This is a genomic window from Alphaproteobacteria bacterium (genome assembly GCA_040216735.1).
Taxonomy (GTDB): Bacteria; Pseudomonadota; Alphaproteobacteria; order SHVP01; family SHVP01; genus CALJDF01.
Genome location: JAVJOO010000002.1, coordinates 1,137,122 through 1,150,878, shown reverse-complemented (window position 1 = coordinate 1,150,878; position 13,757 = coordinate 1,137,122). Strand labels below are relative to the sequence as shown.

The window sequence follows — 13,757 nt, the reverse complement described above, 5'->3', positions numbered from 1 at the left end:
TCCGCGCCATGACCACCGCCCCCCTCATCGGTATCACCGTCGATTCGGAAGAGCCCGGCGCCTATTCCAACAAGCCGTGGTTCGCCCTGCGCCAAAACTATTGCGAGGCCGTGACCAAGGCCGGCGGTACCGTCTTGTTGCTGCCCCACGACGTGGACGCGGCGGCGCGCTACGCCGACCTGCTGGACGGCCTCGTCGTGTCGGGCGGCAATTTCGACGTCGATCCCGCCCTGTTCGGGGCCAGCGAACGCCACGCCACCGTCAAGACCAAGGACCGGCGCACCGCGTTCGAGGCCGCGGTCACCCGCGGCATGTTGGCGCGCGACAAAGCCGTCCTCGGTATTTGCGGCGGTCAGCAGCTTTTGCACGTCATCCTGGGCGGCACCTTGGTCCAGCACATCCCCGATGAAGTCCCCGATGCGCTGGCGCACGAGCAGCCGAACCCGCGCGACGAACCGGGCCATACCGTGGCCGTCGCCCCGGACACCCTGCTTCACCGTATCGTCGGCACCGATGCCCTGCCGGTAAACAGCGCCCACCACCAAGCCGCGGCGCACGACGGCGAAGGCATCGTCATTAACGCGGTCGCGCCCGACGGCGTGGTTGAAGGGATCGAATCGCCGGCCTACCGGTTTTGCCTGGGTGTGCAGTGGCACCCCGAATACGACATCAGCGATGGCGACGCGAAAATCTTTCGCGCCTTTATTGCCGCAGCAGCCCAACGATGACCGACTCCGGAGAGGCCCCGGCCGGCGAGCGGATCGCCAAGCGAATCGCCCGCGCGGGGCTTTGCTCGCGGCGCGAGGCCGAACGTTGGATCGAGCAGGGCCGGGTCAGCGTCGACGGCACGCAATTGACCACCCCGGCCTTTACCGTCACCGCCGCAAGTCGGATCGAGGTCGACGGCAAACCGCTACCGGCGGCCCAGGAAAATCGCCTGTGGCGCTATCACAAACCGCCAGGCCTCGTGACCACCAACCGCGACGAGTTGGGCCGCGACACGATCTTCGACCATTTGCCCAAGACCATGCCGCGGGTCGTCACCGTCGGACGGCTCGACCTCAATTCGGAAGGCCTGTTGCTGCTCACCAACGACGGCGACCTCGCGCGCAAGCTAGAACTGCCGTCGACCGGATGGACCCGGCGCTACCGTGTCCGGGTCTACGGACGGGTCGATCAAGCGATGCTCGATCCGCTCAAACGCGGCGTCACCATCGACGGCGTGGGATATGACGCAATCCTCGCCACCATCGACAAACAGCAAGGCGCAAACGCTTGGCTCACCGTGTCGCTGCGCGAAGGCAAGAACCGCGAAATCCGCCGCGTCATGGAACACCTCGGGTGGCCGGTATCGCGCTTGATTCGCCTCGCCTACGGGCCATTTCAGCTCGGCAATCTCAAGCCCGGCGAAGTCTCGCCGGTGCCGCACAAGGTGCTGCGCGAACAGCTGGGCCAAGCGCGCTAGTGCTACGCATCATCGCGGGCCGCCACCGTGGCCGGAAACTCGAAACCGCGCCCGACAACTCGGTGCGGCCAACCGCCGACCGGGTCCGCGAAGCGATCTTCAACCGATTGACCCACGGCCTCGTCACCGAGGGCGGCGCAACGCTGACCGGCCTCCGTGTACTGGATGTGTTTGCTGGGTCGGGCGCGCTCGGGTTCGAAGCCTGGTCGCGCGGCGCAGACCACGTGACCTTCTTCGAGAACGACGCAAGCGCCGCAGCCCTCATCAAACGCAACGCCGAACGACTGGGTGCGGACGACGCCGTCACGGTGCTGCGCCGCGACGCGACCGAACCGGGACCGGCCCGAGTCGGCGCGGACCTGCTGTTCATGGATGCACCCTACGCCACGGGCCTGTCGGTCCCGGCACTGAACGCGCTCCGCGCCCAGGGTTGGTTGCGGGACGGCGCAATTGCAGCGGTCGAGGTTGGCCGGGGCGAGGAACTCGCAATTCCGGCCGGATACAGAGCGATCGACGACCGCCGGTACGGCGCCGCAAGGGTGTACTTCCTAAGCTGTGTAGAGATCGAAGGTCCCGAGACGCTCTCAGCGCCGTCCGAATAGCCGTTCGATGTCGGGCAATTGCAGCTCGATATAGGTTGGGCGGCCATGATTGCATTGGCCGGAATTGGGCGTGGCTTCCATCTCGCGCAACAGTGCGTTCATTTCCGCGACCGACAACCGGCGGCCCGCCCGCACCGAACCATGGCACGCCATGGTGCTGCACACATCGTTGAGCCGTTCGGTCAGTGTCGTCGCATCGTCGAATTCGGCGAGGTCGTCGGCGAGGTCGCGTAGCAAGCCCTGGAGGTCGACCTCGCCCAGAAGCGCCGGTTGCTCGCGCACCACGATCGCGCCCGCCCCGAACGGTTCGACCGTCAGGCCGAGTTCGGCAAGCTCGCCCGCCCGAGCCAACACGCGACCTACCGCCGCATCCTCCATCTCGACTACCTCGGGGATCAGCATTCCCTGGCGCGCAACGCCGTTCAGCAGCGCCTTCTTCATCCGCTCGTAGACCAACCGCTCGTGCGCGGCATGTTGATCGACGACGATCAGGCCGTGGGCGGTTTGGGCGACGATGTAGGTCTCGTGCACCTGGCCGACCGCCGCCCCAAGCGGATAGTCGTCAGCCGGTTCGACGCTCGCCTCGGTCGCGCGGGCGGCTGGCGCAAAGTCCTCGGGACTAGTACCGCGCGGCCGGTCCGCCGGTGCCTGGTACTGGAAGGCCGCCGCTGCTTCCGCCAAGCCCGGGTTGCGGGACGACCCATCCGGCGTTCCGTAAAACACTCCCTGACCGCCCGGACGAAATGCTGCAGATGCTGCCGCTGCCACCGTCGAAGAAGCGCGGTGCCCGGCTGTCCCCAAGGCGCGGCGCACTGCCGAGACGATCAAGCTGCGCACAAGCTGCTCGTCGCGAAAGCGTACTTCGGCTTTTGCCGGATGCACGTTCACGTCGACCGCATCCGGCGGCAACGTCAAAAACAGCGCGACGACGGGATAGCGGTGCCGCGACATCAAATCCTGATAGGCCCCGCGGATCGCACCGGTAAACACCCTGTCGCGAACCGGTCTGCCGTTGACGAATAGGTACTGGGCCTGGGCATTGCCTCGGTTCATCGTTGGAAGGCCCGCAAAGCCCGCGAGCCGCACACCGTCGCGCTCAACCTCGACTACAACGCTATTGGCGACGAAGTCTTCCCCCATCGCAGCGGCGAGCCGGCGGCGCAATGCATCGGGTCCGGTAGCCCCGGGATAGTCGAACCGCAATCGTTCGCCCTCGCGCAAACTGAAGGCAACCGTTGGATTGGCCATTGCCAGACGCTTGACGGTTTCAGCGACCGACGATGCCTCGGCGCGATCGGTTTTAAGAAACTTGAGCCGCGCCGGCGTCGCAAAGAATAGATCCCGCACCTCGATCCGGGTTCCCGCCGGCAACGACGCCGGCTGCAGTTCGCCGACGCGGCCGCCGTCGACACTCAGGTGCCACGCGGCATCGGCGCCGCGCGCCCGGCTGGTCAGGGTCAGGCGGCTCACCGAGCCGATCGACGGCAGGGCCTCGCCGCGGAACCCGAGATGCGCGATATGGACAAGATCGTCATCCGGTAACTTTGACGTCGCATGGCGTTCGATAGCGAGCATCAGATCGTCGGGTGCCATGCCGACGCCGTCGTCGGCCACGACGATCAGGTCACGCCCCGCACCCACGACTGAAACGTCGACTCGCGCCGCACCGGCGTCGAGAGCGTTTTCCACCAACTCCTTAACCACACTCGCAGGCCGCTCCACGACCTCGCCCGCGGCGATGCGGTTGACCGTGCCCTCAGGCAGGCGGCGAATGGTCATAGCTCGAAGGCGACGCGCCCGGTTCGAAGGTAGTCGCGGGCGCGTACTTTACCCTCGTCGACGGCCGGCTGATCGAACGCATCGACCCCCCATAAGCCTGCCGTGAGGATCGTCTCGAGCATGAAATGCATGAACAATCCGCCGATGGCAGCCTCATCCAACTGCGGCAACAGCATGACCCGCACGGGTCGTTGGTGCGCGACCAACGTTTCCACTGTCGCCCGGGCCGAAGCGGTCACGATATCGCCGATCGTCCGATCGGCGAGATACGACAGCGCGGCGATGTCGGCGACCTGATCGGCGGCCACTCGCATCCCTTGGCCCGCAAAGTCGGTGACGAGAACCGTGAAGACCTTGTCGACCGGCCCGTCCAAATAGAGTTGCAACTGGCTGTGCTGGTCGACCGGCCCGAGCGCCGTGACCGGCGTCGTGCCCCTCCCGGATTTCCCCAAGCTCTCCGCCCACAACTGCGCAAACCAACGAGACAGCCACCCGAGGCGTTCGTCATAGGGCAGGAGCACCGAGATCGACCGATCCTGGGCGCCAAAGGCTGCCATCAGCGCCGCGCCTTCGCTCACCGCCGACGTCGGGTCGTCCAGCACGGCGGCCGCGCCGCGGCGCACCGCCCGCACGTCCAACCCCAAGATAAGCGCGGGCAACATCCCAACCAACGTCAGCACGGAATAGCGCCCCGCGACATCGACAGGATGATCCAACATGGTAAAGCCCCACGCCGTGGCCAAACGGCGCAGCGGGTTGTCGCCAGGCACCGCAATCCCGACGACACGCCCCTCCACGGCGGCGCGTCCAAGGGTCGCCGCCAAGTGGCCCAAGACCACGGCGGCCTGGGCCATTACCTCGGCGGTCGAGCCGGACTTAGAAATCAGAATAACCCCAGTACGGGTCGGATCGACGGCACCCAAGAGCGTCTCTAGTCGGCCGGGTTGGAGATTGGCCAGAACATGCAGACGGCATCCAGCCGGATCGGCAATCGCCGAAAGGGCTTGCGCCCCTAGGGCCGAGCCGCCAATCCCGATCAAGATCACATCGTCGAAGCGATCCCTGAAATCGGCGGCGAGCCGTTCAAGTTCGGGCAGATCGTCCTGCCACCTAGCGGCAGCGATGCAATCGTACCGAGCATCCTTCCCGAGTACGCCGCAGATCGCACCGAGCGCCGCCTTCGCTTCATCCCATTTGGCAGCTAGCGCAGCGGGGTCTTGGCCCGCCGCCCCGATCGAGGCGGCATAGCAGTGTTGGGCGTGGTGGGTGAAGGGCGGGCGCATGGCTGGGCGCCAAAACTAGCAGAGGCGAAACGGGCGTCAAACGCCCTAGGGCGACGGCGTCGACTCCACGCCGACGGGGTCGCCGACAACAACGACCGTCATGGCTTCGATATCCAAGAGACGCCGTGCCACCCGTTTGACATCGTCGAGCGTCACCCGATTCACGAGCTCGGCACGGCGCTCGAGGTAATCGATTCCGAGGTCCAAAATCTGCAACGTCACCAGGACGTTGGCGATCCGCGCGTTAGTATCGAGACTGAGCGGAAATGCGCCGGTCGTATAGGTTTTGGCCGCCTTCAGTTCCGACGCGGTGATACCGTCGCGTGCCACTTTGTCGATTTCCGTGCGAATCAGGGACAAAGATTCGCCAAGCTGGCCATTTTGTGTCCCGACGCCCCCCAGGATGATGCCGGAGCGTTCATAGGGGACAACGGCGCTGTAGACCGAATAGGCCAAACCGCGCTTTTCCCGCACTTCGGCGTACAACCGCGACGTAAAGCTGCCGCCGCCCAAGACGCGATTCATCAGGACGGCGGCGAAATAGTCCGGATCGTTGCGTTTGATGCCGGGCATCGCCCACATCAGGACGCTTTGGGGAATGGGGCGGCGGATCACCTCGACCCGGCCTGCGGCCACTGCCGGCGTCTCGGGCACGTCGATATCTTGCCCACCCGCCGGCAATCCACCGAACGTTCGATCGAGCAGCACCGACAGGCGTTCGGGGGAGATATCGCCGACGACGCCGACGATCAGATTTTCCTTCGCGAACCGCTCGGCAACGAAGGTCCGCAAATCGTCGACGGTAATGGCCGCAACCGACTTCGGGGTACCGCGAGCGGGCCGGCCATAGGGGTGATCGGGGTAAAGCGTCCGAAAGAGTGTCTCCCCCGCGATCGTGTTGGGGTTTTCTGCACGCGCCCGAATACCGCTGATCACCTGAGAGCGAATACGTTCGACCGGTTCGGGGTCGAAGCGCGGTTCGGAAAGGGCTAGACGCAGCAAGTCGAACGCCGCCTCGGCGTTCTCGGTCAGGGTTCGCAAACTCCCGCTGAAACCGTCGCGCCCGGCGTCGAATGACAAAGAAATCGCGAGGTCTTCGAGACGGGCTTGAAAGGATTGGGAATCCAGCGCGCCGGCGCCCTCGTCGAGAAGACCGGAAAGAAGGTTGGCCAAACCTTCTTTGCCTGCCGGGTCGAGCGAGGTGCCGCCGCGGAAATGAATCTCGACCGCGAGCATGGGGATCGAAGGTTCTTCGACGAGCCAAGCCGTCACGCCGCCCGGAGAGCGCACCTCTTGGATGTTGGCGGCGCGCAGCGGTGTCGCCCATAGCAGGAGCCCCACCGCGACGGCGAAAAGCGCCAGAAAAACGCCAAACGGCGCCTTCAGAAACCCGATCAACTCGGCTCCCCCGCTCGCAACAGACCGGTAACCGAACGCCGCTTGTCGAAGACGTATCGCGCGGCGGCGTTCACCTCCTCTAATGTGACCTGACCCATCCGGTCGGGCCAGCTTTCGACGTCTTCGATCGTCCGACCGTTTGTCAACGCTTCTCCGAAAATCCGTGCGGCCCCCTGAACGTTATCGCGGGCATAAACCGCCTGGGCCAGAAGGTTCCGCCTGGTGCGGTCAAGCTCGTCTTGCGTGATGCCATTTTCGAGGACATCCGCGACCAGTGCATCCATCTGGGCTTCGATTTCGGCAAGCGTCGCATCGCCACGAGGTACCGCGAAGAGAAAGAACTGGCTCGGCCCGACATCGGTAGCCGAATAGAAGGCACTCGCCAGTACCGCTACTTGCCGCTCGACAACCATACCGCGGTAGAGCCGGCTGGTGGCGGGTCCACCGAGAACTTGAGCCAGAATCTGCAACGGCAACGCGTGTTTCTCTTCGCCCCAGTTGTAGCTGGGTGCGAGGTAGGAGCGCCGCCAGGTATCTTGCGTGACCTGGGGGTGGAACATTTCCAGCCTACGCGCGGCGAGCTGCGGCGGCTCCTCCGCCCGTGTCCGGGCCGGCGTGTCGCGGCGCGGAATCGCGCCATAGTATTTCTCGGCGAGCGGGCGAAGTTGTTCGACCGTAACGTCTCCCGCAACGATAAGGATCGCGTTATTGGGCGCGTAGTAGGTCCGATACCACTCAATCGCATCGTCCAGGCCAAGGCTTTTGATTTCGCTTTCCCATCCGATCACCGGCACCCGGTAGGGGTAGGCGAGATACTGGGCGGCATTCATTTGTTCGAAAAACAGACCCGTCGGCGTATTGTCGACGCGGGAACGGCGCTCCTCGAGAATCACCAAGCGTTCCGCATTCACCTGTTCCTCGGTGAGCGTCAGATTGGTCATGCGGTCGGCTTCAAGCCGCATCATCGTTTCGAGGCGGTCGGCGGCGACGGTCTGGAAGTATCCGGTATAGTCGAATGAGGTGAAGGCGTTCTCGCGTCCGCCGTTTCTGGTGACCACTTCGGAGAACTCGCCTGCGGGGACATCGCGGGTGCCCTTGAACATCAAATGCTCGAGGAAATGGGCAATGCCCGATTTACCGCGGGGCTCGTCCGCCGACCCAGCCTTGTACCAGACCATTTGAGTCACGACCGGGGCGCGGTGGTCTTCGATCAAGACGACCTGCAGACCGTTCGCCAACTCGAAGGACTTCGGGTTGAACAAACCGTCTGCGTCGGCGGGGACCCAAAGCAACGTTGCGGCCAGTATAACGCCGAGACCGAGCGCGCCAACGCCACGCGCGGCGCGACGAAGAAGTTCTTTCAGAGCAACTGCCATGGTCCTAGGTACTCACGGCGGCGGGCAGGATTCAAGGGGGTAAGGCTGAGCCGCCGGTCACATGATAGTCAGAGCGACGGTTAGAAGACCCCCGACAGGATCGAACGGCTCTTTCGCCGAATGGTCGGCGTCTGTTGGGCGTTCGCACCGGCGTTGGCGGAGGCTTGCTCCTGGCGAAGGCGCCGCTCCTCCGCAGTCGGATTAACCACGTCCGGGTTGTCCGCCGGGCCGCGCACACGCTCCAGCAACCGCTCGACAAACCCATCGTCGCGTTCGGCCAGTTGCGTAGTCTCCGTATTGATAATCTGCCGGATCGCGGGATCGACATCGGTGGCCCGAGCGATCTGTAGCAAAGCGGTTTCGCCCGGCGTTTGCGCGGCGGTCGGCGACCCCTGCGCGTCACCGACAAGCGCCGATCGCGCCCGCGCTGTCGGGCCCTGCTCCTGGGGCCGCACGGCGCCCGGCTGGGGCGGGCGCAAATTGAAATCGGGGGGGATCGTCAACGGCGCTTTGCTGACGACGGTAAATTCGTCGGGCGGCGGCGGGTCGAGACCGAGAGTCCGCGCCGGATTCGAGCAACCCGCGAGCACTAGAACACCGATCAACAGGCTCGCCGCGCCAAACACGGTTCGGCCACTAGACATCGTCATTTTCGTTTACCGTTTTGCGGCGACCAACAATAACGCCCTCCGTGAGGATCATAACCACACCCGTCACGATTGCCGAGTCGGCAGCGTTAAACGCGGGCCAATGATACCCGAACGCATGGAAATCCAAGAAATCGACCACTGCACCGTGAACCACACGATCGATCGTATTCCCCAAAGCACCGCCGATGATGGCGCCACCCGCAACTCCCAACCACACAGCGGATTGCCGTCGCAACCAGACCGCAAGACCGACGACAATAGCGAGCGCCAAGGCGCTGAACACCCAACGGCCCCACGCCTCCTGGAAAAGGCTGAAGCTAATTCCAGGATTGAAGGTCAAGACGAGGTTGAAAAAGTCGGTGACCGGGATCCGCTGACCAAGCAGGATCGTGTCGAGCGCCCAATACTTCGTCACCTGGTCGACGGCGATGACCCCGATTGCCACAAGCAAGCCAAGACGCAACATTAGTCGGGCGACCCATCGCGTGGCCCAATCGCATCGGCGCAGCGTGTGCAGACATCCGCCCCTTCGTCGGGTGCCGCCGCAACCTCGGGCAGTACCTTCCAGCACCGCTGGCATTTACCCCCGGTTGCCGTTGTCGGGACCACCGATATGCCCGGAACGTCCTCGATCCGGTACGCGTCTGCGGGTCCGTCACCGACGTTGAGTTGGAGGGCGGAGGTAATGCAAACCTCGGCAAGATCGACACCAGCGCAGGCCTGCGCCGTCCCTTGATCCACAAAGACCGTCGGTGCCGCCTGAAGGGAGGAGCCGATCCGCTTCTCGCGTCGCTCGATTTCCAGCGCGCCAGTAACGACACGGCGAAGGCGCGCGACCTTAGACCACTTTTCGGCCAGCGCGTCATTGCGCCACGCCGCGGGGATATCCGGGAACACCTGCAAATGAACGCTCTCGTCCTCACCCGGGAAGCGGGCAAGCCACGCCTCCTCTGCCGTGAAGCAAATGAAGGGCGCAAGCCATGCGGTCAAACACCGAAACAATTGATCGAGAACGGTCCGAACCGCGCGGCGAACGGGGGATTGGGCGCTGTCGCAATAGAGTGCGTCTTTGCGGATATCGAAGTAGACCGCGGATAGATCGTTGGTGCAGAAGTTGTAAAGCTGCACGTACATGTCGTGAAAATCGAAATCGTTGCAGCACTGACGTACATGCCGGTCCAAAACCCACAGGCGGTGCAACACCCACCGCTCAAGCTCTGGCATCTCCGCCGCCGGCACCTTTTCCTCGTCGGAGAACCCGTTGAGGTTGCCCAACATGTACCGCAGCGTATTGCGGAGCTTGCGATAGGCGTCGGCCTGACTCTGGATGATCTCTTTGCTGACCCGTAGATCGTCGGTGTAGTCCGATGCGACGACCCACAAACGCAGGATGTCGGCACCGCTTTGGTTCGTGACGTCGATCGGGCTCACGACATTGCCGAGGGACTTTGACATCTTACGTCCCTCGCCGTCCATGACGAAGCCATGGGTCAGCACTGCTTCGTAGGGCGCACGCCCGCGGGTGCCGCAGGACTCGAGGAGCGACGAATGGAACCAACCGCGGTGCTGGTCCGACCCCTCGAGGTAGAGGGATGCGGGCCATTTGAGATCGGGGCGCTGTTCCAAGACGAAACTATGAGTCGACCCGGAATCGAACCACACATCGACGATGTCAGTAACTTTTTCGTAGTCCGATGGGTCATAGTCCTTGCCAAGGAAACGGGCGCCGGTTTCGTCGGCAAACCAGGCATCCGCGCCCTCCTCTTCGAACGCGGCGGCAATGCGCTCGTTGACGGTATCGTCGCGCAGCGGTTCGCGGGTCTTGCGGTTAACAAAGACAGTGATCGGAACGCCCCAGGCGCGCTGTCGTGAGATGACCCACTCCGGACGGTGCTCGATCATGGAGCGAATGCGGTTGCGGCCCTGCTGAGGTACCCAGCGAACCTCGTCGATCGCCTTGAGTGCCTTGGCGCGCAAGTCGTTCGCCGACATGCTGATAAACCATTGCGGCGTATTGCGGAAGATAACAGGTGCCTTGGAGCGCCAAGAATGGGGGTACTGGTGGACGAGTTTCCCGGTGGCGAAGAGCTTGCCGTGGGCGAGCAAGGCCGCGATGACGACCCCGTTCGCGTCGCCCTCTTTGCCGCTTGGGTGCAGCACTTTGTGACCCGCAAACAGCGGCACGCTCTCGATATAAACGCCTGCGGCATCGACGGTCTCGGGAACGGCGATGCCGTGCTTTTGGCCAAGGTCGTAGTCGTCCGCACCGTGACCCGGGGCGATATGGACGAAACCGGTGCCTTGGTCGGTAACAACGAAATCTCCGGCTAGTAGCGGCACATCGAATTCGTACCCGTGCCCGGCGAACGGATGCCGCGCGATGGCGCCTTCCAAGGTCTGGCCCGCGAACGGTGCCGACACCGTCCAGGCTGCGACCCCGGCCTCGGCTTTGACCGACTCGACAAGCGCGGCCGCGATCACGACCCGTTCGCCCGGTACGACGGTGCTCCCGTCCTCGATCGCCGTAACCTCGCACACGACGTAGTCGATCTCGGCGCCGTATGCCACCGCCCGGTTGCCTGGCAGGGTCCACGGGGTTGTCGTCCAGATGACCACCTGCGCGCCCGCCACATCGGGGTTTCCGGGGGCGGCGGCAACGGGAAAGCGGACCATGACGGTCGTCGAGGTATGATCGTGGTACTCGACCTCGGCCTCGGCGAGGGCGGTCTTTTCGACAACCGACCACATCACCGGCTTCGACCCCCGGTAAAGTCCGCCGTTCATCAAAAACTTGCAGATCTCGCGGGCGATCTGTGCTTCGGCGGCGAAGGCCATCGTCGCGTAGTAATTGTCCCAATCGCCGAGGACGCCGAGACGTTTGAACTCGTCGCCCTGAACGCCGATCCATCCGTCGGCGAAGTCGCGGCATTCCTGGCGAAACTGGACGACCGGCACCTCGTCCTTGTTCTTCCCGGCCTTGCGGTAGTTTTGCTCGACCTGCCATTCGATGGGCAAGCCGTGACAATCCCAGCCCGGTACATAGTTGGCGTCCTTGCCCATCATTTGCTGGGAGCGATTGACGACATCTTTCAGAATCTTGTTGAGCGCCGTGCCGATATGGAGATGGCCGTTGGCGTAAGGCGGGCCGTCATGCAGGACGAACTTCTCGCGGCCACGGCTTTGTTCGCGCAAGCGCTCGTAGAGCTTCATCTTAGCCCAGCGCGCGAGGAACTCGGGCTCGCGCTGGGGCAAGCCGGCGCGCATGGGAAAATCCGTCTGGGGCAAGAAGACGGTCGATTTATAGTCTTGGGACATCGGAGAAACTCAAATCCAGATCGGGAGAGGAAAACGGCGAATGGAGTCCGGCTTCGGTTAGAGAGCCGGGGTAATAATTCGCGGAATCCGTTGCCGATTTTGCCTGGACATGGCCGATTATGTAGCAGGGGCGCCGCGGGCTGTCGAGGATTCCGGGCTTATGGCAGGGGCTCGTCACGGGTGTGCGGCGGGGTCGTCCCGTGGAACCGGCCCGCAGCGTATCGCGGCAAGGCCAGGATTTGCCGCGCATTGGCACAATCGGTCCGCATTTGGACGATCAGGCTGTCGAGGTCCGCAAACCGCTCTTCGGGCCGCAGGTATTCGATCATGGCCACGTCCATGCGCTTACCGTAGAGATCTCCGGAAAAATCCAAGAGATGCACCTCGAGCAGGATCGTTCGACCGTCGAACGTCGGGCGCAGCCCCAGGTTCGCCGCGCCGTCGTACCACGTCGATTCCCCGCCGTGATCGACCGCGGCACGAACGGCATAAATGCCCAACGACGGTTGCAGGTAAGCGCCAAGCGCAAGGTTTGCGGTCGGGAATCCCAGGTCGCGCCCCCGCGCATCGCCGTGCTGGACGACCCCGTCGATCGCCCACCAACGGCCCAGGGATTCAGCTGCGTCGCCGGGACGTCCGCTTTGCAGCAACTCGCGAATCGCTCGCGACGAATAGAGCGCGCCGGATGGCGCCAAGTGGGCTTCAACGATGGTGACTCCAAACCCGAATGCGGTCGCCCGCTCGGTCAAGAAGGCGGTATTGCCACCGCGTTTGTGACCGAAGGCAAAGTCGTGACCGACAACCAGGTGACCGACACGCAAACCGCCGACCAACCCGTCCGCAACAAAGGACTCCGCCGACGTGTTGGCCAACGCCGCGTCGAACGGTACCGCGACCATACAGTCGACGCCCCAGTCTTCGAGGATGGCCACTTTGCGCGATAGCGGCGTCAGGCGGAACGGCGGGTCGTTCGGACTGAAGTAATGGCGTGGATGGGGTTCAAAGGTGATAACGCCGCAGGGAACCCCACGCGCCTGGGCGATGTCCTTCGCTTGGTCGATGACCGCCCTGTGGCCAAGGTGGAGTCCGTCGAAATTGCCGACGGCGTAAGCCGCGCCGTGGAGCGCCCGCGGGAGTTGATCGAAACCGTGAACGACCTTCATGGAAGCCGTGTACTCAACCCCGCGAGGGCACCATCACCAGTGCCTCCCCATCGATCACAACAGTATCGGCAACCTTACAGGTCGTGCGCAACGTGACCCGCTTTTTCTCGGTGTTGATGTCGGCAACCTCGACCCGGGTCACGACGACGTCGTTGAGCCGCACCGGGGCGCGAAACTTGAGGCTTTGGTTCATGTAGATGGTCCCTGGACCTGGCAGGCGCGTCCCGATGATGGCCGAAATGAAGCTTGCCCCCAGCATCCCATGGGCGATCCGGCCCTTGAACACGGTGGTCGCGGCATAGTCGTCGTCGAGGTGTAGCGGGTTGTCGTCGCCGGATACCGAAGCAAATTGCTCGACCATCGCATCGGTCACGACATTGCTGATTTCGTCGGCCATACCGACCGAAAGATCTTCGATGAAATACCCGTCTCGCCCGCTCATCGCGCCCCCACCGTTAGGTCAGGCGTGTGGCATAGCGCCGCCGGTCGCACGATGCAACCGGACTGGGGTCGAGGAGATGAGCGGTAACGCCGGCCTGGCGGCGTGAGGGAACAGGCTAGGCACACATTACTGGCCAGGCCGGTGGTTATCGTCTGAGAGAAGCGGCCTGTTCCCCTGTCCAAGTACGCGCTTAAGCTGTTTACCCCCACCAAGCGCCGATGGAGGCAGTCGCGCGTAGAACTTAAGGAATTGATTTTCCACTGAATCTTAAATTGAGACATGCC

The 13,757-nt window shown here is 63.6% G+C and carries 12 protein-coding genes; 3 read left to right on the top strand and 9 right to left on the bottom strand.

Annotated elements, in window-relative coordinates; all coding sequences use genetic code 11:
• Positions 1 to 8: 8 nt before the first annotated feature.
• Genes RID42_06895 through rsmD form a run of 3 tightly spaced genes read left to right on the top strand, consistent with a single transcriptional unit; the run spans position 9 to position 2,067 of the window.
• The gene (locus RID42_06895) at positions 9 to 728 is read left to right on the top strand and encodes a gamma-glutamyl-gamma-aminobutyrate hydrolase family protein (protein ID MEQ8247393.1); all 720 of its coding nucleotides are present in this window, start codon (positions 9 to 11) and stop codon (positions 726 to 728) included.
• Positions 725 to 1,465, top strand: coding sequence for a pseudouridine synthase (locus RID42_06890; GenBank protein MEQ8247392.1), 741 nt, complete (start codon positions 725 to 727; stop codon positions 1,463 to 1,465). The genes RID42_06895 and RID42_06890 overlap by 4 nt, the downstream gene beginning before the upstream one ends.
• The gene (rsmD, locus tag RID42_06885; GenBank protein MEQ8247391.1) at positions 1,465 to 2,067 is read left to right on the top strand and encodes a 16S rRNA (guanine(966)-N(2))-methyltransferase RsmD; all 603 of its coding nucleotides are present in this window, start codon (positions 1,465 to 1,467) and stop codon (positions 2,065 to 2,067) included. The genes RID42_06890 and rsmD overlap by 1 nt, the downstream gene beginning before the upstream one ends.
• Here the strand turns inward: rsmD and mutL are convergent.
• From mutL to RID42_06840, 9 genes are all read right to left on the bottom strand, one after another.
• Positions 2,050 to 3,846 (bottom strand): DNA mismatch repair endonuclease MutL, encoded by a 1,797-nt coding sequence (gene mutL / locus RID42_06880; GenBank protein MEQ8247390.1) that lies wholly within the window; start codon positions 3,844 to 3,846, stop codon positions 2,050 to 2,052. The genes rsmD and mutL overlap by 18 nt on opposite strands.
• Entirely contained in the window at positions 3,843 to 5,129 is a 1,287-nt protein-coding gene (locus RID42_06875) for a glucose-6-phosphate isomerase (GenBank protein MEQ8247389.1), read from the bottom strand. The genes mutL and RID42_06875 overlap by 4 nt, the downstream gene beginning before the upstream one ends.
• Positions 5,130 to 5,174: 45 nt before the next feature.
• Positions 5,175 to 6,527, bottom strand: coding sequence for a pitrilysin family protein (locus tag RID42_06870; GenBank protein MEQ8247388.1), 1,353 nt, complete (start codon positions 6,525 to 6,527; stop codon positions 5,175 to 5,177).
• Positions 6,524 to 7,903 (bottom strand): pitrilysin family protein, encoded by a 1,380-nt coding sequence (locus RID42_06865; GenBank protein MEQ8247387.1) that lies wholly within the window; start codon positions 7,901 to 7,903, stop codon positions 6,524 to 6,526. Before RID42_06865 ends, RID42_06870 begins: the two co-directional genes overlap by 4 nt.
• 80 nt (positions 7,904 to 7,983) lie before the next feature.
• Complete coding sequence (locus RID42_06860) at positions 7,984 to 8,547, bottom strand: DUF3035 domain-containing protein (protein MEQ8247386.1); 564 nt, start codon at positions 8,545 to 8,547, stop codon at positions 7,984 to 7,986.
• The gene (lspA, locus tag RID42_06855) at positions 8,540 to 9,019 is read right to left on the bottom strand and encodes a signal peptidase II (protein ID MEQ8247385.1); all 480 of its coding nucleotides are present in this window, start codon (positions 9,017 to 9,019) and stop codon (positions 8,540 to 8,542) included. Before lspA ends, RID42_06860 begins: the two co-directional genes overlap by 8 nt.
• Positions 9,019 to 11,868, bottom strand: a complete 2,850-nt coding sequence (gene ileS / locus RID42_06850; GenBank protein MEQ8247384.1) for an isoleucine--tRNA ligase — start codon at positions 11,866 to 11,868, stop codon at positions 9,019 to 9,021. The genes lspA and ileS overlap by 1 nt, the downstream gene beginning before the upstream one ends.
• Before the next feature lie 158 nt (positions 11,869 to 12,026).
• Positions 12,027 to 13,031 carry a bifunctional riboflavin kinase/FAD synthetase gene (locus RID42_06845; GenBank protein MEQ8247383.1) on the bottom strand — a complete coding sequence of 335 codons (1,005 nt, stop codon included), beginning with the start codon at positions 13,029 to 13,031 and terminating at the stop codon, positions 12,027 to 12,029.
• A 13-nt stretch (positions 13,032 to 13,044) separates the two neighbouring features.
• A complete protein-coding gene (locus tag RID42_06840) occupies positions 13,045 to 13,473 on the bottom strand; it encodes a MaoC family dehydratase (GenBank protein MEQ8247382.1) in 429 nt (142 codons plus the stop codon).
• Positions 13,474 to 13,757: the final 284 nt, after the last annotated feature.